The sequence below is a fragment of the Acidimicrobiia bacterium genome (assembly GCA_041394025.1).
In the GTDB taxonomy this organism is placed as follows: domain Bacteria; phylum Actinomycetota; class Acidimicrobiia; order IMCC26256; family JAOSJL01; genus JAOSJL01.
Genome location: JAWKJA010000004.1, coordinates 246,058 through 271,311 on the forward strand (window position 1 = coordinate 246,058; position 25,254 = coordinate 271,311).

At 70.6% G+C, this 25,254-nt stretch carries 25 protein-coding genes, 2 tRNA genes and 1 other RNA gene; 12 read left to right on the forward strand and 16 right to left on the reverse strand.

Annotated elements, in window-relative coordinates:
- Window positions 1-6 precede the first annotated feature (6 nt).
- From R3A49_12740 to R3A49_12755, 4 genes are all read left to right on the forward strand, one after another.
- Window positions 7-708, forward strand: coding sequence for an SCO1664 family protein (locus tag R3A49_12740; protein MEZ5171594.1), 702 nt, complete (start codon window positions 7-9; stop codon window positions 706-708).
- 72 nt (window positions 709-780) lie between these two features.
- Complete coding sequence (locus R3A49_12745; protein MEZ5171595.1) at window positions 781-1,944, forward strand: hypothetical protein; 1,164 nt, start codon at window positions 781-783, stop codon at window positions 1,942-1,944.
- Between the two features lie 75 nt (window positions 1,945-2,019).
- Window positions 2,020-3,456, forward strand: a complete 1,437-nt coding sequence (locus tag R3A49_12750) for a wax ester/triacylglycerol synthase family O-acyltransferase (GenBank protein ID MEZ5171596.1) — start codon at window positions 2,020-2,022, stop codon at window positions 3,454-3,456.
- Window positions 3,453-4,538, forward strand: coding sequence for an ABC transporter substrate-binding protein (locus R3A49_12755; protein ID MEZ5171597.1), 1,086 nt, complete (start codon window positions 3,453-3,455; stop codon window positions 4,536-4,538). Before R3A49_12750 ends, R3A49_12755 begins: the two co-directional genes overlap by 4 nt.
- Window positions 4,539-4,568: 30 nt before the next feature.
- Here the strand turns inward: R3A49_12755 and R3A49_12760 are convergent, their stop codons facing one another.
- Genes R3A49_12760 through R3A49_12770 form a run of 3 tightly spaced genes read right to left on the reverse strand, consistent with a single transcriptional unit; the run spans window position 4,569 to window position 7,400 of the window.
- Window positions 4,569-5,489, reverse strand: a complete 921-nt coding sequence (locus R3A49_12760) for an AMP-binding protein (protein ID MEZ5171598.1) — start codon at window positions 5,487-5,489, stop codon at window positions 4,569-4,571.
- The gene (locus R3A49_12765) at window positions 5,372-6,235 is read right to left on the reverse strand and encodes an AMP-binding protein (GenBank protein ID MEZ5171599.1); all 864 of its coding nucleotides are present in this window, start codon (window positions 6,233-6,235) and stop codon (window positions 5,372-5,374) included. The genes R3A49_12760 and R3A49_12765 overlap by 118 nt, the downstream gene beginning before the upstream one ends.
- A 31-nt stretch (window positions 6,236-6,266) precedes the next feature.
- The gene (locus tag R3A49_12770) at window positions 6,267-7,400 is read right to left on the reverse strand and encodes a Coenzyme F420 hydrogenase/dehydrogenase, beta subunit C-terminal domain (GenBank protein MEZ5171600.1); all 1,134 of its coding nucleotides are present in this window, start codon (window positions 7,398-7,400) and stop codon (window positions 6,267-6,269) included.
- A 199-nt stretch (window positions 7,401-7,599) separates the two neighbouring features.
- Between R3A49_12770 and R3A49_12775 the strand changes: the two genes are divergently transcribed.
- The 3 genes from R3A49_12775 to R3A49_12785 all read left to right on the forward strand — a co-directional run bounded on the left by R3A49_12775 (window position 7,600) and on the right by R3A49_12785 (window position 10,900).
- A complete protein-coding gene (locus tag R3A49_12775) occupies window positions 7,600-9,870 on the forward strand; it encodes a heavy metal translocating P-type ATPase (GenBank protein MEZ5171601.1) in 2,271 nt (756 codons plus the stop codon).
- A gap of 37 nt (window positions 9,871-9,907) precedes the next feature.
- The gene (locus R3A49_12780) at window positions 9,908-10,762 is read left to right on the forward strand and encodes a methylenetetrahydrofolate reductase (protein ID MEZ5171602.1); all 855 of its coding nucleotides are present in this window, start codon (window positions 9,908-9,910) and stop codon (window positions 10,760-10,762) included.
- Window positions 10,763-10,812: 50 nt separating this feature from the next.
- A tRNA-Ser gene (locus R3A49_12785) sits at window positions 10,813-10,900 on the forward strand.
- Between the two features lie 107 nt (window positions 10,901-11,007).
- On the opposite strand, the gene R3A49_12790 is transcribed toward R3A49_12785, so the two are convergent.
- The 4 genes from R3A49_12790 to R3A49_12805 form a co-directional block, all read right to left on the reverse strand.
- Complete coding sequence (locus tag R3A49_12790; protein MEZ5171603.1) at window positions 11,008-11,592, reverse strand: hypothetical protein; 585 nt, start codon at window positions 11,590-11,592, stop codon at window positions 11,008-11,010.
- 35 nt (window positions 11,593-11,627) lie between these two features.
- Window positions 11,628-12,917, reverse strand: coding sequence for a lipase family protein (locus R3A49_12795; protein ID MEZ5171604.1), 1,290 nt, complete (start codon window positions 12,915-12,917; stop codon window positions 11,628-11,630).
- 87 nt (window positions 12,918-13,004) lie between these two features.
- Window positions 13,005-13,448: a nucleoside deaminase gene (locus R3A49_12800; GenBank protein MEZ5171605.1), complete on the reverse strand. Its 444-nt coding sequence runs from the start codon at window positions 13,446-13,448 to the stop codon at window positions 13,005-13,007.
- A gap of 21 nt (window positions 13,449-13,469) precedes the next feature.
- Window positions 13,470-13,554: transfer RNA gene (locus R3A49_12805), tRNA-Ser, on the reverse strand.
- Window positions 13,555-13,587: 33 nt separating this feature from the next.
- On the opposite strand from R3A49_12805, the gene ffs reads away from it, so the two are divergent.
- The 4 genes from ffs to recR all read left to right on the forward strand — a co-directional run bounded on the left by ffs (window position 13,588) and on the right by recR (window position 16,733).
- Window positions 13,588-13,855: signal recognition particle sRNA large type (gene ffs, locus R3A49_12810), an RNA gene on the forward strand.
- A 50-nt stretch (window positions 13,856-13,905) separates the two neighbouring features.
- A complete protein-coding gene (dnaX, locus tag R3A49_12815) occupies window positions 13,906-15,729 on the forward strand; it encodes a DNA polymerase III subunit gamma/tau (GenBank protein MEZ5171606.1) in 1,824 nt (607 codons plus the stop codon).
- Between the two features lie 60 nt (window positions 15,730-15,789).
- Window positions 15,790-16,104: a YbaB/EbfC family nucleoid-associated protein gene (locus tag R3A49_12820; protein MEZ5171607.1), complete on the forward strand. Its 315-nt coding sequence runs from the start codon at window positions 15,790-15,792 to the stop codon at window positions 16,102-16,104.
- An 11-nt stretch (window positions 16,105-16,115) separates the two neighbouring features.
- Window positions 16,116-16,733, forward strand: a complete 618-nt coding sequence (gene recR, locus R3A49_12825; GenBank protein MEZ5171608.1) for a recombination mediator RecR — start codon at window positions 16,116-16,118, stop codon at window positions 16,731-16,733.
- A 78-nt stretch (window positions 16,734-16,811) separates the two neighbouring features.
- Here the strand turns inward: recR and R3A49_12830 are convergent, their stop codons facing one another.
- From R3A49_12830 to R3A49_12845, 4 genes are all read right to left on the reverse strand, one after another.
- Window positions 16,812-17,138 carry a DUF4190 domain-containing protein gene (locus tag R3A49_12830; GenBank protein MEZ5171609.1) on the reverse strand — a complete coding sequence of 109 codons (327 nt, stop codon included), beginning with the start codon at window positions 17,136-17,138 and terminating at the stop codon, window positions 16,812-16,814.
- Between the two features lie 170 nt (window positions 17,139-17,308).
- The gene (locus tag R3A49_12835) at window positions 17,309-18,097 is read right to left on the reverse strand and encodes a DUF4328 domain-containing protein (GenBank protein ID MEZ5171610.1); all 789 of its coding nucleotides are present in this window, start codon (window positions 18,095-18,097) and stop codon (window positions 17,309-17,311) included.
- A 22-nt stretch (window positions 18,098-18,119) separates the two neighbouring features.
- A complete protein-coding gene (locus tag R3A49_12840; GenBank protein MEZ5171611.1) occupies window positions 18,120-18,410 on the reverse strand; it encodes a DUF4190 domain-containing protein in 291 nt (96 codons plus the stop codon).
- Window positions 18,407-19,150, reverse strand: coding sequence for an RDD family protein (locus R3A49_12845; protein MEZ5171612.1), 744 nt, complete (start codon window positions 19,148-19,150; stop codon window positions 18,407-18,409). The genes R3A49_12840 and R3A49_12845 overlap by 4 nt, the downstream gene beginning before the upstream one ends.
- Here R3A49_12845 and R3A49_12850 point away from each other — a divergent pair, their 5' ends adjacent.
- A complete protein-coding gene (locus tag R3A49_12850) occupies window positions 19,151-20,170 on the forward strand; it encodes a stage II sporulation protein M (protein ID MEZ5171613.1) in 1,020 nt (339 codons plus the stop codon).
- On the opposite strand, the gene R3A49_12855 is transcribed toward R3A49_12850, so the two are convergent.
- The 5 genes from R3A49_12855 to R3A49_12875 are packed head-to-tail and all read right to left on the reverse strand — an operon-like array spanning window position 20,137 to window position 25,160.
- A complete protein-coding gene (locus R3A49_12855) occupies window positions 20,137-21,384 on the reverse strand; it encodes a DUF58 domain-containing protein (protein MEZ5171614.1) in 1,248 nt (415 codons plus the stop codon). The genes R3A49_12850 and R3A49_12855 overlap by 34 nt on opposite strands.
- A gap of 13 nt (window positions 21,385-21,397) precedes the next feature.
- Complete coding sequence (locus R3A49_12860; protein ID MEZ5171615.1) at window positions 21,398-22,336, reverse strand: MoxR family ATPase; 939 nt, start codon at window positions 22,334-22,336, stop codon at window positions 21,398-21,400.
- Between the two features lie 48 nt (window positions 22,337-22,384).
- On the reverse strand, window positions 22,385-23,371 hold the full coding sequence (locus R3A49_12865; GenBank protein ID MEZ5171616.1) for a DUF4350 domain-containing protein: 987 nt from the start codon (window positions 23,369-23,371) through the stop codon (window positions 22,385-22,387).
- Window positions 23,368-24,069, reverse strand: a complete 702-nt coding sequence (locus tag R3A49_12870) for a DUF4129 domain-containing protein (GenBank protein ID MEZ5171617.1) — start codon at window positions 24,067-24,069, stop codon at window positions 23,368-23,370. Before R3A49_12870 ends, R3A49_12865 begins: the two co-directional genes overlap by 4 nt.
- Window positions 24,066-25,160: a hypothetical protein gene (locus tag R3A49_12875; GenBank protein ID MEZ5171618.1), complete on the reverse strand. Its 1,095-nt coding sequence runs from the start codon at window positions 25,158-25,160 to the stop codon at window positions 24,066-24,068. The genes R3A49_12870 and R3A49_12875 overlap by 4 nt, the downstream gene beginning before the upstream one ends.
- Between the last annotated feature and the right edge of the window lie 94 nt (window positions 25,161-25,254).

A 25,254-nucleotide genomic window follows, 5' to 3' on the forward strand; every position in this document is an offset into this window, starting at 1 on the left:
GCCAGTGTGGCCGGACCCGATCTCACGGCCGGCGACCTCGAGCTACGCGGTCGCGTGCCGTGGTCGTCCAACGCCACGTTCATCGGCGAGATCGCCGTCGAGGGATCGCCGCCGCGCACGGTCGTCTACAAGCCCGTGCGCGGCGAGCGCCCGCTGTGGGACTTCCCCCCGGGCACGCTGCACTGTCGCGAGCTGGCCGCCTTCGTGGTGTCGGAGGCGCTGGGATGGGGGATCGTGCCCGCCACGGTCATCCGGGACGGCCCGCACGGGCCGGGGATGGTCCAGGACTTCGTCGACCACGACCCCGACGAGAACTACTTCACGCTGCTCGAGGCACGCCCGCAGCGGTTCCGGGCCTTCGCCGCCTTCGACATGATCGTCAACAACGCCGACCGCAAGGGCGGTCACTGCCTCCGGGGGCCCGACGGCCACATCTGGGGCATCGACCACGGGCTGACCTTCCACACCGACGACAAGCTCCGAACGGTCATCTGGGACTTTGCCGCCGAGGAGGTACCCTCGGCCCTGGTCGACGACGTGTGCCGCCTGCTCGCCGACTTCGACCGGGTCGTCCAGCCGGTGCTGGTCCCGCTGCTGACCGCCGAGGAGATCGGGGCGGTGCGGAAGCGCTGTGAGGCCCTCGCCGCTGCCGGCCACTTCCCCGTGCCCGACGCCGGCCACCACAGCGTTCCCTGGCCTCTCGTGTAGCTCACACTGGCGGCTGCAGAAATGGGCAGATCATTTGTATGATTGGTCCCCGGTCATCGGGAAGGAAGTGGAGTGGTCACGAGCGACGAGCTGCGGATGCGCCTGGCCACCGCAGCAGCCACAACCGGCGACGACGGAATGGCAGGGCGCTCACGAGCGCGGACCGCCCGGTTGCTACGGCTGCGGGCGCACGCCGCCGTCGACGAGGTGGCACACCGGCTGGGCACCTGGCTCCACCCGATGAACCGCATGGATCTCGACCGCGTGAGCGCGGAGACCGACCGCGCCCTGGAGCTCTTCGACCGGCAGGGTTGGCTGGCGGACCCCGCCGCGTACCACGACGAGCCGCCGGTGCTCCACGATCCGGCGATCGAGACGCACCGCCGGCGGGGTCGCGTCTTCGAGGAGGCGATCTTCCCCAGCGCCTTCGACATCCACCTCGAGGAGCCCGGTCGCGACCGCTGGTTCGGTGCGTCGTACCGCCGCAACGTACTGGCGTACACGCGGCTCTTCCGGCACGACGACCCGGGCCGCCCGTGGGTCGTGTGCGTCCATGGAACCGGCATGGGATGGAGCGGCACCGACTTCGCCGCCTTCGGTGTCGATCGGCTCCACCGCGACCTCGGCCTCAACGTCGCCATCCCGGTGCTCCCGCTGTCGGGCCCGAGGCGCCCCGAAGGGCGTTTCCAGATCTGGTTCCCCACCAACGATCACCTGGACAACGTGCACGCCCTGGCCCAGTCGGTGTGGGACCTGCGCCGGCTCATCAGCTGGATCCGGAGCACCGGAGGCGAGCGTGTCGCCACCTACGGTGTGTCGCTCGGCGGCTACGTCGTGGCGCTGCACGCCGCGTACGAGGACGACCTGGCGGCCGTGATCGCCGGCATTCCGGCGGCCGAGTTCCTGAAGATGTTCGAGCAGAACATCGACAAGGATCTCATCCGTGACCATCCCACGCTCCTGGAGCGCGGCCGGGCGCTGCACCGTGTGGTCGCCCCTCTCGAGATCACGCCGCGTGTCCCCGTCGACCGCCGGTTCGTGTACGGCGCACTGAGCGACCGGCTCGTGGACCCCGTCGAGCAGGCCTACGCCCTCTGGGAGCACTGGGGGCAGCCGTCATTGCAGTGGTACGACGGGGGCCACGTCGGATTCGCCCGATCCCGCGAGGTCGAGGCGTTCGTGACCGGGGCCCTGAAATCGACGGGGATGCTCGACCATGCGGGAAGCAGCGCGTGAGCGGGCCCAAGGCCCCTTGCCTCCGAGGCCGCGTGCTGCCACGGTGGATTCGTCCGCACTGACGCGGAGGACACCATGAAGGAACTCTCGGCGCTCGACACGCTCTTCCTCGGAACCGACAGCGTGCGATACCCGATGCACGGGCTCGGGATGATGGTCCTCGATCCGTCGACCGCACCGTCGCCTGTCACCTACGACAGCATGAAGGAGCACTTCCGGCGGCGCCTGCCCGATCTTCCACCCATGCGACGCCGCCTGGTCCGCGTGCCGCTCGGCCTCGACCGTCCCGTGTGGGTGGAGGACCCGAACTTCGACCTCGACGAGCACTTCCACCACGTGGCGGTGCCCCCGCCGGGCGACCGCGAGGCCTTGGCGGAGCTCGTGTCGGAGATCGGCCACATCCCGCTCGACGACAACCGTCCGCTCTGGCAGTACTGGTTCATCGAGGGCCTGGCCCGAGGCCGCGTCGCCGTCCTGTTGAAGATGCACCACGCCTGTATCGACGGGATGGGCGGCATCGAGATGGTGCAGCACCTGTTCGACCTCGAGCCGGACCCCGAGCGCGACGATCCGGTCGACACATGGGAGCCCGAAGAGGTGCCGTCGCCCGCGGCGATGCTGCTCCGGGCGGCTCCGAACGTGGTCACGTGGCCGCTTCGCGCTGCGAAGAGCTCGACGAATCTGGCGAGTGGGCTGGCTCGGGGGCGCCGTGCCCGCCAGAGAGCCGACTCGCACGCCGGAAAGGCCTTTTCGGGCCCGAAGGTGTCGTTCAACAGGATCGTGCACGACAAGCCCCACAAGAACCTGGCGTGGATGTCGGTCTCGATGGACGACGTGAAGACGATCCGGAACGATTACGGCGCCACGGTGAACGACGTTGCCCTCGCCCTCGTGGGCGGCTCGCTGCACCGCTACCTCGACGACGGCCACGAACTCCCCGACGAGCCGCTCATCGTTGCGAATCCCATCAATCTCCGGGAGGCCGACGAGTCGGGCGCCTACGAGAACAAGGTCGCCATGATGGCGCCCAAGCTGCCGGTCCAGATCGCCGACCCCGTCGAGAGGCTGAAGGAGATCGTCGCGTCGACGGGCGACACCAAGGCCGCCAGTGCGGCCGCACGCACGAACCTGCTCGAGGACCTGTTCGGCGTCGTGAACCCGGGTGTGGTCGATGTGATCATGCACGCCTATACGACCAGCGGTGTCGCCGGGCTCCTCCCCGCTCCGTACAACCTCTGCATCACGAACCTGATCGGTCCGCCGATCCCTCTGTACTTCAATGGGGCGCGCCTCGACCGCTTCTACATCCAGATGATGCTCTTCGACACGATCGGGATCGTCGTCGCGCTGATGAGCTACGCCGGTCGGCTCCAGTTCGGAGTGACCGCGACCCGGGAGCTCACTCCGAATGTCTGGTCGATTGCCGACGGTATCGAGGAGGAGATGCGACTCCTGCTCGCATCGGTGGGCGCATCCCCGACGTCGGAGAAGTCCGAGATCGACTCGGCATGACCGAGCCGGTCGCCCTGGGGCTGCTGACCGTCGGTGGCGGATTCCCCGGCACGGCCGGACCGCAGGAGGTCGCGGTCGCCGAAGCCGCCGTGCAGTTCGTGAACAACGAGCGCGGCGGTGTGCAGGGCCGCCCGTTCGAGCTTCTGGTGGAAGAGGAGCGGGCCGACGCGGGGCGGGCAGCCGAAGCAGCGCGCGCGTTCGTCGAGGCGGGTGTGTCGGCGGTGTTCGGCCTGGGTGTCGTGTGGGCCGACGCAGGCCTTCCGATTCTCGAGGATGCGTCGCTTCCCTGGATGGGTGCCGCCGTCAACCCTCGTGAGTTCACGAGCCCGGTGAGCTTCCCGCTCATCGGGGGTGTGCCGGCGGAGTTCGCTGCACTCGCACGTCACTTCGCGGGGAGCAGCGGGGCGCGACGTTTCTCCGTCGTGTCGCCCGATCTGCCACCCGCCGACGACGCCGTGGATCTGTTCGCCTCGATGCTCGCCCGCCGCGACGCCGAGATCGTCGGTCGGGTCCCGGTCGCCCTCGACGCTGTCGACATGGGTGCCGCCCTGTCGCGCGCTCTCGAGCCCTCACCCGACGTCGTGGTGCCGTTCCTCGGTGGCGCACAGGCCGTGAGCGTGATGGAGGCCTCGTCGACCGCCGGTTCCGAGGTTCCGCTGGCGTTCATCGGGACGGCCATGGAGGACGACGCCGTGTTCACCCCGGCCGGTGACGCCGCCGATGGAACGCTCCACTGCGCCGAGTTCCTCCCGTACGACGACCCGTCCCACCCCGAGGTGCGGGAGTTCCACGAGGCGCTCGCCCGCTACAGCGACTTCCCGCCCACGAGCTGGGCACAGGGGAGCTTCGGCAGCGTCGTCACCATCGCCGACATCATCGAAGCGACGGGGCCCGATCCGGTCGACGTGCTCGCGTACCTCACCGACGTCGACGGGCAGGAGGTCTACATGGCGTCGTCGATGGCACGCTCCAACGCGCCCGACGACCACCCACAGCTCACGAACGTCGACTGTCTCATGCTCGAACGCCGCGACGGCCGCCTCGTCGACGTGGGCGGCGGCTGGATCAACGGCTGGAGCTGAGGCCCTGCCGGGGCTCCGGTAGCTCGCGTGTCACGCCGGTTGGAGCTCCGCCCGGTGGTAGCGGTCACGGCACAGGGACCGCTGGAGCTTCCCGGACGACGTCTTGGGGAGCGACCCGGGCTCGACCATCACGACTTCCTCGGGAGGGATGCCGACGGCGTCGGTGACCCGCGCCGACACCGTCTCGGCAACCGCGCGGGGCTCGTCGGCCTTCGTCTCGGCGACGACCACGAGCGCCTCCCTCCCGCGGCGTCCCTCGGTGCCGAAGGCGATCACGTTGCCGGCCCGCACTCCGTCGATGTCGGCGATGGCACGCTCCACGTCTTCCGGGAAGACGTTGCGCCCACCCACGATGATGACGTCCTTGATGCGGCCGCAGGCCACGAGCTCGCCGTCGACGGTGTAGGCGAGGTCGCCGGTGCGCAGCCATTCACCGTGGAACGTCTCGGCGGTCACGTCGGGACGCTTGTAGTACCCGGTGGTGACCGAGGTGCCGCGCAGTTCGAGTTCACCGACCTCCCTGTCGCCCATGGCCTCGCCCGTCTCGGTGTCGACGATGCGCATCTCGAGGCCCTCCACGGGCCTGCCGAGCAGCGGCAGACGTCGGACATCCGCGGTGGCATCGTCGGCCGGCGCGGCGTAGCGGTCGGTCTCGAGGACGCGGCGGTCCACGGCGTCGACCGACATCCCGCTCGAGAGGTCCGGGAACGTCACAGCGAGAGTCGCCTCCGCCATTCCGAACACGCAGAAGACCGAGTCGGGTGACAGCTTGTGGGGCGCGCCGGCGGCGACGAACCGCTCGACGGCGTCGGGGTCGATCGGCTCGGCACCGTTCAGCGCCAGGCGCCACGAGGAGAGGTCGAGCCCGTCGAGGCGGCGGAGTGCCCGCGCCGCGAGGGCGTACGCGAAGTTGGGTCCGGCGGTGAACGTTCCCGGTAGTCGGACACCCACCGCATCCAGTCGGCGGGTGCGGCGAGGAAGTCCTGTGGGGCTGCCAGGACGAGGTCGATCCCCGTGGCCATCGGGATGCCCAGGGCCCCGATGAGGCCCATGTCGTGGTAGAGGGGAAGCCACGACACAGTGCAGTCGGTGTCGTGGTCGACCTCAACCGCCTGTGCGATGGCGTTCTGGTTCGCCACCACGCACCGGTGCGGGAGCATCACGCCCTTGGGGTCGGCGGTCGACCCGCTCGTGAACTGGAGGATCGCGAGGGCCTCGGGGTCGAGGGGCGGGCGCTCGTACGCAGACGGGCCGAGAGCGGCCGCCTCGCGACGCAGTGCGTCGAGCATGAGAACGGGAGCGTCGCCGGGGCGCGGGTCGAGGAACTCCGCCAGCGTCGGGTCGGCGATCACACACGAGCTGTCGGCGTTGCGGATCCGCGTGCGGGTCTGGTCGACGAACTCCTCGACGGAGCCGAGGCGCATCGGGAGCGGCAGCACGACAGCGGTGGCGCCGGCCACCCAGACGGCCTCGATCGCCGTCACCAGCTCCCGCGTCGTGGGACCGAGCAGCGAGACGTGCGACCCGGGCCCGATGCCGTGTGCTCCCAGCGCGGCCGCGTACGCGCGGGCGTCGTCGAGCATCTCGGCCCACGGCACACGCTCCGAACCCGAGGGATCGGTCGTGGCGCTCCCCACGAAGGTGACCGCACCACTCCGGCCCGCGGCGTCCTCGAAGGCAGGTATGAGGTGGTCCACGCTGGCTTCGACCGCCGGCAGACCGCCCGGGTTACGCCCCGGTGGGAGCGCTCTCCACGGCGGACGGCTCGGGGATTCCGAAGTCGGGCCAGCGTTTGCGCTGCTTCGTCGCCAGCTTGTGCATCAGCTCGATGGCGCCGGGGTCGTCGTCACCGGGGCGGGTCTCGACCCACCCGTCGGCCTCGAGCTTTCCCATCAGCTCCCGGCCGGTGTCGGTGCGCACGATCGTGAGCGTCCAGTCGTCGAAGGCCCCGATGCCGCCGGTGGAGATGTCGGCGTGCTCGGCAGCGAAGTCGGGGCACATCGTGCAGCCCTCGCGCGTGAAGGCGTGGCACTCTTTGAGGGGCACCTCGACGTAACGGTCGTCGTGAGTCCAGATCTGGAGGCGCCCCTTGATGTTCATCTTCTTGATGACCGTGCGTGGCAGGTCGTACTTCGCCTCCAGCAGCTCCTCGAAGATCGAGTCGTCGAACGTCTTGGAGCAGAGCAGCCCGATGTTCAGGGACAGGCGCCGACCGGCCTTGCCGGCCTTGCGCTCGCGCATCGCCGGCGGCACCGACGACTGGCAGCTCATACCCACGAGGGCGATGCGCTGGTCCTCCTTGTCGAGGTCCATGTAGGCCAGCGTGTTGGCCGAGTACGTGTAGCGGCTCCCGGCGGAGGCCACGACGTCGTCGCGGGTGCGGGCGATCCCGGGAACGGCCTTCCACGTGGAGCCGTCGCCCTCCAGGTAGCTGACCAGCGCGGCGTCGATGACGTCGTTCTCGAGCGCGTACACGAGGATGGCCGACACGAGCCCGCCGTCCTGGCCCGCCTCGTGAAGGCCGGGGTCGGTGGCCCGGGCCAGCACGATGTCCTTCGAGATGCCCGCCACCTCCTCGGGACTGCGCTGCCGGCCGAACATCGACTCGTCGATGGCGGGCTCCCAGTCCCGAAAGCGCGGGCAGGCCCGCGTGCACATGGTGCAGGCCTTGTCGCCGTGGGAGCAGTCGCCCGGTCCCCCGTAGTCGTCCTCGGTCTGGAAGGGCTTGTACACACCGTCGGTGTCGGTGTAGCCGAGCACGTCGTGGGGGCAGGCGATGACGCAGCCGGCGCATCCCGTGCACAGACCGGACGTGACGACCTCCTCGTAGAGGTGCTTCCAGGAGAGCTTCCAGGGGGCCATCGGGCTCCTCGTCGACGCGTGAGAACGGTGTCGAGTCTGCCATCTCGGCCTGCCGGGGAGCCTTTCGGGGCCGTCGACGGTCCGGGATCGACCGCATCGCACCGCCGGAATGGCCGGTCGGTGCGTAGTGTTGGCACACAGGAAGGAGACTCCGGTGCCGGGCACTCCCACGACCGACAACGACACATCCCGGGACAGCATGCACGCGCGCGTCGATCTCCCGGTCCGTGGCATGAGTTGCGCGTCCTGCGCGGCCTCGATCGAAGGTGCCCTCGGGGGCCTCGACGGGGTCGGAGGGGCCAACGTGAACTTCGCCACCGGGAAGGCCACGGTTCACTTCGACCCCACGTCCACCGGCGTCGACGACTTCATCGCCACCGTGCGCGGCCTCGGCTACGACGCCCTCGACCCGACCGGCACCGACGGGCAGGACGCGGGCCACGACCACGCCGGTCACGACCCCACCGGCCACGACCACATGAGCCACGAGGCCGACCCGGCGCTCACACGGCGTCTCGTCATGTCGGTCGTGCTGGCTGTGCCGCTGGCGCTCATCACGATGGTGCCACCGCTCATGTTCGACGGCGCCGAGTGGGTCGCCTTCGCCCTCGCCACACCGATCATGTTCTACGCGGCGTGGCCGATCCACGTGAGCGCCTGGCGGAACCTCACCCACGGCGTCCTGATGATGGACACGCTCGTGTCGCTCGGCACCTTCGCCGCCTACACCTGGTCGGTCGTGGCGCTCGTCGCGCTCGACGCCGCCCACGACAGCGACGTGGGGATCTACTTCGAGACGGCCGGCGTCATCGTCACGCTGATCCTCCTGGGGCGGTGGTTCGAGGAACGGGCCAAGGCCCGGTCCGGTGCGGCGCTGCGGAAGCTGCTCGAGATGGGGGCGAAGACCGCGCGTCTCGAGGACGGCACCGACATCCCCGTCGACGAGTTGGCGGTCGGCATGCGGTTCGTCGTGCGGCCCGGCGAGAAGATCGCCACCGACGGGCGTGTCGTGGAGGGTTCGTCCGCCGTCGACGTCTCGATGCTCACCGGTGAGCCCGTTCCCGAGGAGGTGGGCGTCGGAGACGACGTGTTCGGCGCCACCGTCAACGCCTCGGGCCGCCTCGTCGTGGAGGCCACGCAGGTGGGCAGCGAGACGGCCCTGGCGCAGATCGTGCGCCTGGTCGAGGAGGCCCAGGGCTCGAAGGCACCTGTCCAGCGCCTCGCCGACCGCGTGTCGGGGATCTTCGTGCCCACGGTCGTCGTCATCGCACTCGGCACGCTGGTCACGTGGCTCCTGCTCGGCTACCCGGCACAGGACGCCTTCACCGCCGCCGTGGCGGTGCTCATCATCGCCTGCCCCTGCGCCCTCGGCCTCGCCACACCCACGGCCATCATGGTCGGAACGGGCCGTGCCGCGCAGCTGGGGATCGTCATCAAGGGGGGTGAGGTCCTCGAGCAGACCCGGCGGGTCTCGGTCGCGGTCCTCGACAAGACCGGCACGATCACCGAGGGGGCGATGCGCCTCGTCGGTGTCATCACGGCCGAGGGCGTCGACGAGGACGACCTGCTCCGCCTGGCGGGGAGTGCCGAGGACGCCTCGGAGCATCCCGTGGCCGAGGCGATCGCGGCCGGCGCGCGCGACCGGGGAACGGTGCTTCTGGTTCCGGATTCGTTCGCCAACGAGCCCGGGATGGGCGTGCGCGCCGAGGTCGACGGGCACTCGGTCGTGGTCGGCCGGCGCGACCTCGTGGGTGAGGTGCCCGACGACGTCGAGTCGGACGCTGTCGCCGCCGAAGGGCTCGGCAGGACGGTCGTGTTCGCCGCCTGGGACGGCGCCGTCACCGGGGCGTTCGTCGTCGCCGACACGATCAAGCCGACGTCCCGTGCGGGGCTCTCGGCGCTCGCCGACCTGAGCATCGAGACCGTGATGGTCACCGGCGACCAGGAGGCCGCCGCCCGGGCCGTGGCCGACGACGTGGGGATCGACCGCGTCGTGGCCGGCGTCCTGCCCGGCGGCAAGGTCGATGTCGTGCGCGAGTACCAGGCAGGCGGCGCCCGGGTGGCCGTGGTCGGTGACGGTGTGAACGACGCCCCGGCGCTCGCCCAGGCCGACCTCGGGATCGCCATCGGGACGGGTACCGACGTGGCCATCGAGGCGAGCGACCTCACACTCGTGTCGGGAGACCTGCGGGCCGCGGCCGACGCGGTGGCCCTCAGTCGGCGCACCCTGGCCACCATCAAGGGCAACCTGTTCTGGGCGTTCGCCTACAACGTGGCGGCCGTCCCGCTGGCTGCTCTCGGGCTGCTCAGCCCGATCATCGCGGCGGCCGCCATGGCCTTCTCCAGCGTCTTCGTCGTCACGAACTCGCTGCGGCTCCGCCGGTTCCGGGGAATCCGTGACGACACCGCGGCCGCGAGCGCACCGCGTCCGGTCGAACCCGGTGGCGTCCGACAGCCCGCGCGTCGGTAGGCTTCCCCGGTCCCCGACGAGGTATCCCGTGGCGAAGATCCGCGATCTGCTGGGGCAGGGCACGAGCTACTCGTTCGAGTTCTTCCCCCCCAAGACCGACAAGGCCCAGGAGGCGCTCGAGCGCGCCATCACGGAGCTCGAGGCGCTGGACCCTACTTTCGTGTCGGTCACCTACGGAGCGGGAGGGTCCACCCGCGAGCGCACGCAGGAGATCGTCACGGGTATACTGCGCGACACGTCGCTCACGCCGATGGCGCACCTCACGTGCGCGGCGCACACCGTCGACGAGCTCCGCACGATCCTCGGTGGCTACGCCGAGGCCGGCGTCGACAACATCCTGGCGCTCCACGGTGATCCGCCCGCCGACCTGAACCTGCCTGCCGGTGATCTCGACTACGCCGTCCAGCTCGTCGAGCTCGTCCACGAGGTGGGTGACTTCTCCGTGGGTGTTGCGGTGCACCCGGAGGGCCATCCCCTGTCGACCGACCGAGACGACGACCGCGCCCATCAGGCCGCCAAGCTCCAGGTGGCCGACTTCGGCATCACGCAGTTCGGGTTCTTTGCCGACGACTACTTCCGCTTTCGCGACGAGATGCATGACCGTGGCGTCACCACGCCGGTGATCCCCGGGATCATGCCGCCCACGAACCTCACCGCCATCCCGCGCATGTCGGAGATGAACGGCGTCGTGTTCCCCGAGGACGTGGCTGAGCGCCTCGAGCGGGCCGGCGACGACAAGGAAGCCCTCCGGGTTGTGGGAGTCGAGCACGCCACCGCACTGTGTGCCGACCTGCTGGAGGGTGGCGTGCCGGGGCTGCACTTCTACACGCTCAACCGCTCCACGGCGACCCGGGAGATCTACGAGAACCTCGGGCTTCCCGTCGGAACCTGACTCCGCCTGCACTTCCGGGCTCGCCGACAGCCCTCGCTACCCTGAGAGGTGGAGGGTTGCCAGAGCGGACGAATGGGGCGGTCTCGAAAATCGCTGTGGCTCTTCGGGTCACCGTGGGTTCGAATCCCACACCCTCCGCTTCTCTATCGCTCTTGCGCCTTCGGCGCCGGGCCGCGAGGCCACGGCTCGGGCGGCGCAGGGTACCTGCGCCGCTAATCCTCGCCTCGGTCCTCTCCAGCCATTGGTCAGAGCAGTGCGTCGGATGGAATCGTCCACTGGGCGATGTGGTCCCCACCGGCGTCGGTCGGCAGCACCCGCGCCTGGAGCAGCACCTCGGTGCAGTCGTCGGGCACCCCGACGACGTAGTCGGCGTTTCGGGACTCCCCGGCGGGAACCGTCTCGAGGGGAGAGGTGTCGCTCGTCTCGGGTGTTGTGGCGGTCCTGCCGTCGTCGGTGCACACCGTGTAGACGTCGGGCCCGGCCAGGTCGAGGTCCGTCGTGTTCTCGAGGGTGGCGACGACGTCGATCGTCGTGCCGGCGCCGTCGTCGGGTTCGGGTGCCACGTCTCCGGCGGCGATCGACTCCACCGTGATCAGCAGGCCACCGGCGTCGGCGGTCCGGCCGATGGCCACATCAGTTCCCGCGACGTAGTCACCGGCCGTGTCGGAAGACACCTGCGGGACCTCGACGACATCTTCTGCGGGAGCAGAGCCAGCGGTGGTGGACGTGGTCGTCCCGGTGTCGCCCGACGAACCGTCACCCGACGAGCAACCGGCCAGGGCGACGGCGATCACCGCTGCGCCCGCGACGTGCCATCTCGATGTGAGCATCGCCGGAATCTACCCGGCGTGCCGGAGGGATCCGTTCACCCGGTGAACGTGGGTGTCGCCCGGGTCGGTGTCGCCGGCTGCGCGGCCGCCACGACAGGTTGTTCCCCATCGTGGTCGACCGACGATCGCGTCGGGGGAGGTGGGGCTCCGTCGGCATCACACGTCGACTCACCGGGTGGCTCGTGGGCGCGTCGCGCGTCGACCCATCCGTCGATGAGCTCACCGCTCGTGATTCCCGCGTGGCCTCCGGAGGGATTCACGAACAGCGTCACGTGCGTTCCCTGCTCGCACGCCCGCTCGACGAAGCCGTTGACCGCCTTCAGCGGGATGACGAGGTCCTTGCCGCCTGCGAAGATCCACACGGGTATCGAGGGTCGCCGTCCAGGTGTGTTCTGGTCGATCCGCTGCATCCACTCCGGTAGTCCCCAGGGATCGCGGATCAGGGCCTCGTCGGCCGTGAAGTCCCAGATGCTCCGCTCCGGTGGGTCACCCAGGCAGTCGGCCGTCTTCGTGAGAGCGTCGATCGCCTCCGGGGTCAGCACGTCGGCGAGCGGGAGGTCGTAAGCGTGCGAGTACCCCCACGCGGCATAACCGGCGTAGCCGATCGCGCTCGGGGTACGCGCCGACGTCCGGAGGAGCTCCAGCAGTTCCACGGCGGGTGCAGCAGCGACGACGCCGACGACATCCAGCTCGGGTGCGTAGCTCCGGGCCTGTTCGCCTGCGAAGAGAGCGGCGTGTCCTCCCTCGGAGTACCCGCGCAGAACGACCTGGCTCGACGCGTCGACCTCGGGGATCTGGCCTGCGGCCCGCGCGATGTCGAGCATGTTCCGCCCGAGGGCCCCGCCGACGAGGTAGGTGTGCTCGCCGGGGGTTCCCAACCCCTCGTAGTCGGTCCGGGCGTCGATCGTGCCGGGTATCGACGGTTCGGCCCCACCCCAGAGCGACGGCGCGTCGCAGTCGGTGATACCCGTCGTCGGGTGCCCGTAGCTCTCGACCGGCCACCCGCCCGGTGGGGCCGGGCCCTCGGGCACGCTGACGATGCCCGACACGGCCGTGTCGGAACCGTCCTCACGCCGGGAGTGGTAGAGCACCCGGAAGCTCCGTCCTGCGCCGGCGACAGGATCGTCGGTCTCCCGGTACCAGATCAGCTCACCGGGCTCCCCGGGCGGAAGGGGGTCGGGGGGCTCGTAGAAGCCGGCTCCCCCGGGGCCGATCGTCGCCGTGGAGTCGGCCGAGGGCCGGGCCGTCCCGGCGGTCGCGGGAGCGGGGGCGATTCCAATGACGACCGTGACGGCAACTGCGATGGTTCCTGCTAAACGTGACATAAGGAAGATATAGGATATCAGTCTTCTCATATCTTCCAGACGTCCGAATCGGTCGTCTTGCCGACAGGGAGCCGCGGAATTCCCTTCTCACCCGCCCGGTCGCCTGGCCGAGAAGAAGTCGCGCAGCAGCGCCGACGCTTCACCGGCCTCGATCCCTTCCACCACCTCGGATTCGTGGTTCAGGCGGGGGTCGGCGGCGAGGTTGTAGAGGCTCCCGGTCGATCCGGCCTTCGGGTCGGTGGCACCGTAGACGATGGTGGTGATCCGGGACGCCCAGGCGGCGCCGGCACACATCGGACAGGGCTCCAGCGTGACAACGAGGGCACAGTCGTCGAGACGCCAGGTTCCCGTGGCCGCCGCGGCGTCGCGCAGCGCCAGGATCTCCGCGTGTGCCGTCGGGTCGCCGGTGAGCTCCCGCTCGTTGTGGCGGCGGGCCAGGATCTCGCCCGTTCCGGCGCGCGCCACGACGGCGCCCACGGGAACGTCGTCGTGCTCGGCGGCCGCGGCGGCCTCGTCGAGCGCGACGCGCATGAGGTCGGTCCAGGTGTCCAGCGGAGGGAGTGGGATTCGAACCCACGGTGGGTTGCCCCACACACGCACTCCAAGCGTGCCGATTCGGCCGCTTTCGTATCCCTCCCGGGGATTCCGGAGGCTATTCTGAGCAGGCGAGCCGTGCTAGGCGGGGAGCTCGTGGTTCCCTGTACCCCGAATCCACGTCACGGGGGCTGAACTCCCACCCGAGGTTCGGATCGCCGGGGATTTCGCGTCCCGACCGAGGTGTCGAGGGCCGGGTCCTGCGCAACGGGACACCGTGAACCGAGTCAGGTCCGGAAGGAAGCAGCTCTCAGCGGCTCAGCCCGTGTGCCGCAGGGTCGCCTGGTCTGAGCCCCGGACGGAACAGCGCGTGCCCCGGCAACGTGCCGACGGTGGGTGCACGGCTCGTCTCTTCCACGCCTGTCCGGCCCGGGGAACCCGGTACAGTCGCCGGGTGGCCTCCCTGTACCGCACGTACCGCCCCCGAACGTTCGACGAGCTCGTCGGCCAGGAGCACGTCGTCACGGCGCTGCGCAACGCCCTGAACGACGACACCGTCGGGCACGCCTACCTGTTCTCCGGCCCCCGGGGCACGGGCAAGACCACGACGGCGCGCATCCTCGCCGCCGAGCTCGGGTGCGGGGAGCTCGACGTCATCGAGCAGGACGCCGCGTCGAGCCGCAAGATCGACGAGATGCGAGATCTCCTCGCCGGAGTCGCGCTACGGAGCGCCGGCGGAGGGCGCAAGGTCTACGTCCTCGACGAGGCCCACATGCTCACACCGCAGGCCACGAACGCGCTCCTGAAGACCCTCGAGGAGCCGCCCGACCACGTCGTGTTCGTGCTCGCCACGACCGAGCCCGAGAAGGTGCTTCCCACGATCCGGTCACGCACGCAGCACTACGCCTTCCGGCTGCTCACCACCGAGGAGATCACCGACCACCTCGCGGACCTGTGCGACAAGGAAGGTGTCACGGCCGACCGCGAGGCGCTCGAGGTGATCGCCCGACGCGGTGCGGGATCGGTGCGCGACGCCATCTCGTTCCTCGACCAGGCGCTTGCCCACGGGGCCGGCTCCCTCGACACGGCGACCGTGATGTCGCTCTTCGGCTCCACTCCCCTCGAGGGGCGGGTCGCCGTGCTCGACGCCGTGGCCGCGGAGGATCCTGCCGGTGCGCTGATGGCGGTGTCGGCGCTGCTCGAGGGCGGCACCGAGCCACGCCAGATCGCCGAGGATCTCGTCCGGGCGCTGCGCGACTGCTTCCTTGTCACGGTTGCGGGAGACGACGCGCCCGTCGACCTCCCGACCGACGAGAGAGCGGAGATGGGCCGGCTCGGCGAGGCACTCGGCAAGAGCGCCCTGGTGCGCTGCCTCGAGACGCTCGGCGAGGCCGTCGTCGACATGCGCTCGGCGGCCGCTCCCGATCCCCGGCTCGTCCTCGAGATCGCCGTGGTGCGCCTCGCACGCACCGACACCGGTCCACCCCTCCAGGCACTGGCGGACCGCCTCGACCGCGTCGAGAAGCGGCTCGCGGGCACCGGCGACCCGGTGGTGTCACCTTCGACAGAGCGCGACCTCGCCACCGGGCACGTAGCAGCGACCCGGCCCTCTGAGGAGAGCGCGCCGACGGGAAGCGCCGGGCGCTCCAAGATGGCCCTCGGTGGAGTGGCGCCGCCGTCCGACAGCGCAGGCGACACCCCGTCGGCACCCGAGCAGCCGTCCGCAGACGATGTAGCGACGACCGACACCGACAACGTCGCGAACACCTCCGACGAAGGTTCCACCGGCTCCACGTCGATGATCCCTCTCTCGCTCGACGACGTGGTCATGGCCTGGTCGGACGCTCTCGGTTCGCTGGAGTCCCGACTGCGGCGCTCGGTGCAGGATGCGCAGCCGATCGACGTCGACGAGGGCGTGGCCGTCTTCGGCGTCCCACCGGGGCGCTTCGACGTGATCAACCAGCGGTTCCGCGAGGGAGCCGCCCGCATCCGTGAGGAGCTCGGCAAGCGTCTGCCGCGCACGCCCAAGTTCAAACTGGTACCCCATGAGGGGTTCACCGGCAGCCCGCCCGAGACCCGCGGTTCCTCCTCCGACGACGCGTCCGGCGACACGACGCCCGGGAAGAGCGCGGAGTCTGCCGCCGACGACGCCGAGGAGGTCATCGATCTCGACGAGACCACCGACGCCCCAACTGACGAGGCGCCGGCCGGCGCGGTCGACGAGTTCGTCCAGGAGTTCGGTGGCGAGGTGGTCGAGGAGCGCTCACGCACAACCTGATCGTCACCCGGACCGACCGGGCGGCCCGACACGGAGACACACATGGCGAACCAGAAGCAGATGAACCAGATGATGCGCCAGATGCAGAAGATGCAGGAGGACATGGCCGCGGCGCAGCAGTCTCTCGAGGAGGAGACCGTCGAGGGTTCGGCGGGCGGCGGCGTCGTCACCGCCACGGTGTCGGGCAGTGGTGAGCTCCGGAAGGTCGGCATCGACGCCGGCGTCGTCGACCCCGACGACGTCGAGATGCTCGAGGATCTCGTGGTGGCGGCCGTCAGCGACGGTCTCCGCAAGGCCCAGGAGCTCCAGGCCGAGCGGATGGGCCCGATCGCCGGCGGTGTCGACCTCGGTGGCCTCGGCGGCCTCCTGGGCTGAGGCAATCCGGCGTGGCGTCGCTCTACGAAGGGCCTGTCCAGGCGCTCATCGACGAGTTGGGGCGGCTGCCCGGGGTCGGGCCGAAGTCGGCACAGCGCATCGCCTTTCACCTCCTGAAGCTCCCCGAGGAGGACGCCCGCCGCCTGGCGACGGTCATCGTCGATGCGAAGGAACGCGTGTCGTTCTGCGGGCGGTGCTTCAACATCGCCGAGGGCGAGCTGTGCGCCTACTGCGCCGACGACCGCCGCGACCCCACGATCATCTGCGTGGTCGAGGAGCCCCGCGACATCGTCGCCGTCGAGAAGACACGCGAGTTCCGCGGTCGCTACCACGTCCTCCAGGGCTCGATCTCGCCGATCGAGGGCATCGGTCCCGACCAGCTGCGCGTCAAGGAACTGCTGCGCCGCGTCGACGGCGACGACGTGCGGGAGGTGATCCTGGCCACGAACCCGAATGTGGAGGGTGAGGCCACGGCGCTCTACCTGGCGAAGGTGCTCCGTCCGCTGGGCATCGAGGTCACACGGATCGCCAGTGGCCTGCCCGTCGGCGGCGACCTGGAGTACGCCGACGAGATCACTCTCGGCCGCGCGCTGGAGGGCCGTCGCTCCCTCGACGACACCGACGCCTGACCGAAAGGATCCCCGCCGATCCCTACGTGCGCGGCGACCGCGCGGTCAGCGGCAGTGTTCGGTGGACGGTCAGGTTCATTAGTTGACTTCGAAGTAGAAGTTCGTGTTGTCGGCCGCGATGATGAAAATGACCAGGAGAACAAGGCTGACGATACCGAGTACGAGTCCTGCGATGGCCATGCCGCGGCCCGTCCGGATGTTCTCGGGACGATTCAGCTGCCGCAGGGCAACACCGCCGAAGATGATCGCCAGGATCTGTGGAATCACGAAGACCCACATGACGACGCCGATGATGCCGAGCACCATCGAGGCGACGGCCAGACCGTTCTTGGGTCCCTGTTGCCCTGATTGCGCGGGGGGAGGCGGGAGGGGTTCCGGCGGAACGGGTGGTTGCTCCTGTGTCATGGGCCCGAACCGTAGACCAATCGGAGCCGTCACGACGAAGATCTCCGCTGGGAGCTTTCGCTCATCGGCGGGATCATCTGGTCGGTGCGGGCGGAGGGTCGATGAACGAGTCATGGATCTCGAAGGGCGGCCGGCGTAGGGCTGCACGTGACCTGCGGCGCTGTTGTGGTCTACGGGGTCGCTGGTGGTGGCGGTGCAGGGGCCCGAGGCGGGGGCTGCTCGACGGGCCGGTCGCGCAGCGCCTCGAAGCGCTGCCCGAGCCTCCGAAACACGAAGACGGCGAGCACGGCGGCGGCGGTGATCGTCACGGCGAAGGCGATGTTCCCCGTGCTCTGGACGCGGGCATCCGACACGGCTTCCTGGAGGGTGTCGTTGCTTCCCAGGCCTCCTCCGAGTCCGCTGGAGACCGAGGCGACCACCCACAAAGCCCACCACCACCCGACGAGAGCGGAACCCCTGATGCGCCCACGCCAGTTGTCGGCCCCGGCGGCCGGGTCCGTGCCGCGCCACTGGTCCTGGACGATGAGTACGGGCATCACCAGGTTGGCGAGCGGGATGAACCAGGCGCCGATCGACCATCCCGGTCCGAGTCGAGCGCCGTTGCGGCCTTTCGCCTCGAGGTTCTTGGATCCCCGCCAGAGGAACACGATCACGAGAACGGCAAGGGCGGTCATGAGCGTCAGGAGGAGGATGCTCGTGCCGGCCACGAAGTTGTCGGCCGCCTGCGCGTCGTCGAACGACACTGTCCGGCGGCCGCTGACGAGGTCTTCGAGGAGGACCCGCTGGTTGACCGTCGCTCCGACGAGCAGGACCGACACTCCGAACGCGCACCAGAACAGGATCGTGAGCGCGGTGGTGAGGCCCGCCATGTTCCGCCACCGGGGTTGATATGAGTAGCCGATGGTCACCGGCGGAACCGTCGATCCCTGTGCGGGATCCGGAGGCGGTGCGTTCGTCATCGCCTCAGGGTACGCAGCGGCATCAGGCCATGTACACGAAGTAGATCGTCGTCGCAGAGATCGCAGCGGTGACGACTCCGAGGATGATCCCGGCCAGGGCGAGGCCGGCGCCGCCCTGGGGCTCCGGGCTCTCGCGGATCTGCCGCCGGGCGACGACGCCCATGACGATCGCCAGGATGCCCCCGACGAAGAACACCCAGCCGAAGATCCCACAGGCCAGCGACGCGATGGCCATGCCGTTCGTGGGTGGCTCGGAGTCGATCGGCCTGCCCGGGCCGGACGGCGGTCGGGGTGGCTCGGGGGTCGCGTTCACGAGGTACGGCCGTCCGTGTGCCGGGCGGTCTTCACCGCCACGATCTGCTCCAGCAGGAAATCAGGCGACTCGTCGCCACGCGGGCCGACGACGCGCGGGCCGAGGCGCGTGGCGAGCTCGGTGGCGAGACGGGCACGTGACGAGGCTTCCAGCTCGGTGCGCCGGTCGAGGAACCGGCGCACGGTCGTGATCTCCTCGTCGGACACGGCGCTCACGTCCCACGAGGCCGCGTACGCGTGGACCGGTGGTGTGAGCGTCGAGAGGGGCGCGACGGTGGCCGGCGCGTGGTCGCGACGCACGACGGTGCCGCCGGCCAGGTCGCCGAGGCGCTGGTTCCGTTCCGTCACCACGATCGAGGTGGCTCCCACACCGTAGAGGAACGGCAGGAAGTCGACGACCCGCAGGAGATTCCGCACGGCGCTGTCGAGGAAGCGCACCGGCCCGCCGTCGACCCGCGTCACCCGCAGGCCCAGAGCTGCCTTGCCGGGGGTCCGACCCCGGTTGAGCGTCTCGAAGGCGAGGTCGTAGCCGAAGACCGTGAGGAACACGACGACGACCGCCACCGCCCCGGCATAGCCGCTGTCGACGCTCCCGAGCGCCAGGAGGAGTGCGATGATGGGAACAACCCAGATGAGGACGTCGATGGTCGTTGCCACGAATCGAGAACCGAGGCCGGCCAGCGGGAGGTCGACATCGACCCCCTCGGGGGTCGAGATGCTGAGACGCTCCTCGAACGTCACGTGACCGCCGACGAGTTCATCGCGGAGCGCCGGTCGACGTGGGCCGACCTCGAGGCCCTCGTGGGTACCGCCGGACGCCGCGCCGCCCGCCTCCCGCCGTCGGACGTCCTGCGGCTCGGCTCGCTGTACCGCGAGGCAGCCGCCGATCTGGCGCTCGCCCGCCAACGCTTCGGGGCGGAGCCGTTCGTGGTGCGCCTGGAGGATCTCGTGGGGCGCGCACGAACGCTCGTGTACTCGTCGGAGCCGCGGCGCCTCAGCGTCGGCGAGTTCGTGAGCACCGGGTACTGGCGGCGCGTCCGGGAACGTCCCCTGATGCTCGTTGTCGCGGTCCTGCTGCTCGTGGTGCCCGCGGGCCTGTCGCTCGTGTGGGCGACACGCGATCCCGCGGCGGCGAGTGGGCTCGTCCCCGCGGAGTACCAGGCGGTGACGGCGCCCCGCGAGGCGGGACAGGACGTGGGCCTGCCCGCCGACCAGCAGGCCCGCTTCTCGGGGGAGATCCTCACGAACAACATCAGGGTCACCATTCTCGCGTTCGCCGGCGGGATCCTCTTCGCCGTTCCGGCCGCTCTGATTCTCCTCTACAACGCCGTGCTGATCGGTACCGTCTTCGGGATGGCGATCTGGGCCGGGAACGGCCGTGTCGCCACCGAGTTGGTGGCGCCCCACGGCGTCCTGGAGCTCTCGTGCATGGTGGTCAGCGCCGTGGCGGGAATGCGCCTCGGCTGGGCGCTCATCGACCCGGGCCTGCGCCGTCGCGCCGACGCGCTCCGGGAGGAGGCCCGTCCCGCCGTGGAGCTGGTCCTCGGCACGGCGGCGCTTCTGGTGATCGCGGGGCTGGTAGAGGGGTTCGTGACGGGGACCGGGCTCAGCCTGGGACAGGCGCTGGCTGTCGGGTTCGGGCTCGGGGGGGCGTTCTGGGTGCTCGTGATCTGGCGAGGACGACCCGCCGAGGGTCCGGCGGACGCCGGCGGTGGATCTGTCGCGACTCAGAGCCGCAGACGTGACTTCGCCCGGAGGTAGGCGGCGACACACGCCGCCGGCAGCCTGCCGGGAGGAGCCTCGAGAACCTCGGCTCCTGCGCTCCGGAGCAGCGATACCGCTCGCGCACGGTGATCGAGGACGTCGCGGGCGACGATGGACCGGTAGACGTCACGGTCAGTCGCGGGAGTGCGGTCGACGGCGGCGGCGAGGTCAGGGTCGGTCGCTCCGGCCACCACGACGACGTGGCGGCGGACCAGGACCGGGACGGCCCGGAGCAGTGACCGGGCGGCAGCTTCGTCGACGAGGTCCGTGAGGACGAGCACGAACGCCCGCTTGTGGGATGCGACGCGTCGGAACGCACGGTCGTAGTCGGCCTCGACGGGGCGGGGTTCGAGATCGTGCGTGGCGTGGATGACGTCGTTGCCCGTGTTGCGACCCGGCGCCACGGACCGCACCACCTCACGGTCGAAAGCCACGACCCCACACCGGTCTCCGACAGCGTCGGCGACCATGGCGACAGCCGCGAGGGCGTCGAGCGCCACGTCGAGGCGGGTGGCGTCGCCGAGGGGCGCCGCCATGAGACGGCCGCCGTCGACCAGTGTGATCACGTCGCGTTCCGACTCGACACGGAACTGGTTGCTCATCGGCCGGCCGACGCGTGCCGAGGCACGCCAGTTCACCTGCCGGATGTCGTCGTCGGGCTCGTAGTCGCGCACGGATTCGAAGTCCGTTCCGAGGCCGAGTGGTCCCCGGGTTCGCTTGCCCGGCGCGCGGAACCTTCCTCGGCGCACGGAGAGCGCCAGGCGTCGGGCAGCCGGCAGGTCGGGATAGACGTCGATGTCGACGGGACGGCCGAGCGTGTGGGTCCACGCCCCGAGCCCGAGGGGCCCGACCGACCGCACGGCGACGGCCGGCAGGGAGTGGCGGCCGCGTCGGCGGGGGAGGATCCGCCCGTCGATCCCGCCGTCGCCCTCGGGGGTCTCCACGGCCAGGTCGGGTACGGCCGGCTGGCGGACCCGGACGGTGGCCCCGTTCGGGCCCTCGGCGCGGACCGTGACGTCGGCGGCGACACCGCGGGCCATGACGGTCGGGACCGACCGCTCGCCGGTGGGCCGGGGTCGCGAGAGCCACATGTCGAGCACCGTGAGCGTGAGGAGCACCGCCAGTGCCACGACCACGAGCGCCGGCGACACGAGGAGCGCGGCCGCCCCCACGACGGCGATGGCGCCGGCGGCACGAAGGGTGGGGCTCACGGTGCGGCGCTGTTCAGCGGGGGACCGGCACGGCCGCCAGGGCGGCGGCCACGGCGTCGTCGGGTCGGTACCGCTCGAGCTCGGCCTCCGCCCGGAGGAGAAGCCGGTGGCGGAGAACGGCGGGGGCGACGGCGGCGACGTCGTCGGGGGTGACGAACTCGCGTCCGGCGAGGCGGGCGGTCGCCTTCGAGGCGGCGAGCAGGTGGACCGCGGCGCGCGGGCTGGCGCCGAGCTCGACGCTGGGAACGGCGCGGGTCGCGCCGACGATCTGCACGACATAGCCCACGATCTCGTCGGCGACGGTCGTCGCGTCGACCGTTGCCCTCGCGTCGCGCAGCGCGTCGGTGGACCCGACGGCGACGACGTCGTCGAGCGTGGCAGGCGCAACTCCGCGGTGGGCGAGCCGCAGCATCGCCTCCTCGTCGGCGGGTGCGGGGTAGCCCACGTCGATCTTCACGAGGAAGCGGTCGAGTTGCGCCTCGGGGAGGGGGTAGGTGCCTTCGTACTCGATGGGGTTCTGGGTGGCGACCACGAGGAACGGGTCGGGCAGCGGATGCGTCACGCCGTCGGCGGACACCTGCTGTTCCTGCATGGCCTCCAGGAGCGCGGCCTGTGTCTTGGGGGGTGTGCGGTTCACCTCGTCGGCGAGGAGAACGTTGGTGAACACGGGGCCCGGGCGGAACCGCATCTCGCCACCGATCCCGCCGACGAGCGCCGTGGTTCCGGTGAGGTCGCTCGGCAGCATGTCGGGTGTGAACTGCACGCGGTGGAAGTCGACCCCGAGGGCACGGGCGACGGCGTTGGCCGTGAGCGTCTTGGCGGTCCCGGGCACACCCTCGAGAAGGGCGTGGCCGCCGACCGACGCAGCGACGAGCAGGAGGTCGACGACGTCGTCCTGTCCGACGACGACCTTGCGCACCTCGGAGGCCACGGCGTCACGCAGGTCCCTCACGCTCGTCCTTTCTCACAGGTTTCCGGGCCCGCCGGGGGCTCCCGGTGGTCAGGTCTGGCTATCACGATCGGCGCCCCGTGCGCGTCCGGGAGTCGACAGCAACTCTCTCCGATCCCGGTCGGAACGCTCGAGGGCGGCCGCGAGCGCGTCGACGTAGGCGGCGCGTGGCGGCGGAAGGGGGCGGTCGGCGAGCTCCGGTGGGCCGAACCGCCGTGCGCGTGACCACACGGCGAGTGCGACGGCGAGGAGCAGCGCGCCGAGCGCAACCTTCCACGCCGTGGGAATCGCACGGAGCCCACTCGCGTCGGATGCGCCGTGCACGCCTTCGGCGAACACGACCTCCGGGGTGCCGGCTGTGAGAGCCAGGCCGAACAGCGCGTTGTCGGCGTCGGCCAGGCGCTCGTTCCGGAGCGGTGAGGCGTCGGCGAGCGCACGGATCACGCCGTCGCCCTTCTTGGCTTCCACCAGCAGGTCCCCGTCGGGTGCTCCCACGACGGCGACGGCGGAGCCCGCCGATGACCACGAGCCGCTCCCTGTTCCCACGACCTCGTCGACCTCGTCGAAGTCCGGGTCGGTGCCGAGCGTCGCGAACACGTCCGGGCCGGTGACCTCGCGCACCGGTGGATCGTCGAGCAGATCGGCGGTGAGCTCGTCGGCCCCGGCGCCGGCGACGACGAGGAGCCCACCGTCGTCGACGAAGCGCGCCACGGCTGCCGTGTCGTCGGGGACGAGGAATCCCGGATCGAGCAGAACCAGGGCGGTGCCGGTGTCGAGGGAGGTGTCCGCCAGGGCTCCGGTCTGGCGGCTCACCGACGTCCCGAACCGCTCGAGGAGATCGGCGTACGCCGCCGCGCCGTCGTCTCCCGTGGCGTACGTCGACGACCGTTCGCCCCCGGGCCGGCCTCCCCCCGTTGCACGGTCGAGGCCCCAGCCGAGGACGTTGAGGACGACCAGTGCCGCCACGAGGACGACGGCGACCCTCCCGCCGAGCGGCCAGGAGCGGAAACCCCGGTGCGCGTCCCGCGACGTGCTCACCGCGGCACCTCGGCGGCCCCGGTGTCGCGGTCGCGCCCCGGTGTGTCGGCGTGCTCGACGCGGTGCCGCTTCCCGGCTGTGGTCCAGACGCGCGGCCAGCGCCTCCGTGCCGCGTCGACGTCGTCGTGCCCGGCGGGCCGACCCCCGTAGACCACCTCGTCGAAGTCGCCGGCGAGCACCCGGAAGTCGTCCTGGGACACGGCGCGGGCCACCTCGCCACTCGTGATCGACGGGCGGAACCGGATGGCACCGACCGTGTCGAGGCGTAGGAGCCCCGCGCGGAAGCGGAGGCGAAGGGCGCGGTCGTAGTCGCCGTCACGCTCGGCCTCGTCGGCAGCGTCCTCGAGCGCACCGGGGCTCAGCGGTTCTCCGGTGCTGTCGGTCCGCGTCGTCTCCACGGCGGTGCTGCGTTGGCGGACGGCGCGCACGGCGACCAGCGCCGCGAGGGCCGCCAGGGCCGCGGCGATGACCACCAGGCCGACGGGCGAGCCTCCCCGGTCGGCGATCCAGTCGGCGATGCCCGACAGGAAGTCGCCGACCGGCGCCAGGCGGTCCCCGAGCCACTCGAGGAGGCCGCGCAGAGGGCGGGGTGTCTCGAGCGGCTGGAAGCGGCGCCCCCCGAGGATCGACTCGGCCTCGCTGCGTGCCTCCTCGGGTGACGGGAGCCCGCCCGATCCACCCGCCCACGGGGTGATCACGGCGCCGGGTCCGCGTCAGGTGGCCGGGGTGCCGGTGGCGACGTGTCCGGACCTGGGGCAGGGGGAACGACAGGCGGTCGGGGCACTCCCGGCGGCGGGGGTGGGGGTGGTGGTCCGGGCGCTACCGGGGGCGGTGGAAGGCTCGTCGACGGGCGTGCCGGGGGGAGCAGCGGCACGCCCGCACCGGTCGGGTCGACGCCGATCGTGTCGGCGAGCATCGCGACGTCGAGGCCCTCCCGACGGACCCGGAGGTCGAAGAACACGACGGCGAGGATCGCCGCCTCCAGGGGTGTGGCGATCAGGGCGCCGGCGATGCCGGTGATGGTGGTCACAACCGCCGCCGCCACCTCGTTGTCGATCGCCACGATGGCGACGCTCGGGATTCCCGTGATGATCAGCTGGATCACGCTCACGAGCAGGAACATCACGAACAGGGGAGTCGTCGTCCTCCAGAAGCGCCGGCGGCTCAGGCGGAACGCCCGTCGAACAGCCTTGACGCCCTTCACATCGTCGATGAGCAGGATGGGGATCGTGAGGCCGAGGAGGAAGTAGACGGCCCCGACGAAGACCACCGCGGCCATGAGACCGAAGCCCGCCGGAACGGCGAGCACGATCACGGCGTCGGAGAGGGCGATGAGCCCGAGCGCGATCCCTGCTGCCAGCCCGAACAGGAGCGACGGTATGAAGAGGCGGAGGAACCCGACCCACACGAGGGAGTGCAGGCGTCGCAGGCCGAAGCGCAGCGATGACCGCCACTCGGGCTCCTCGCCGACGTAGGCGTCGCCGATGGCCTTCAGCGCCGCTCCGGATGCCAGCATCCCCGCCACCAGGGTGAGGACGAGGACGACGATCTGGGCCACGAGGAAGGTCGTGAGCTCGTCGGTCGTCGGCTCGGCCCCGGTCGCCCCGAACGTTCCGAGCTCTGCCTGCTCCGGTGTCGCCGAGATCGTGACGAGGACGCTCACGATCTGGAGCGGAACCACGACGATAGCGACCGTACGGACGAGCGTCCAGAGATTGCGCGTCGTCACCTTGATGGCGACGTCGAGCATCTCGCCCATCCGCAACGGACGAAGATCCGGACCAGTCATACGCCGACGCTATTCCACCGTGGGGTGACCCAAGCCGAGGACAAGCGGCGCAGGTACCCTGCGCCGCCCGAGTCGAGGAAGGGGAAGAGGCGCC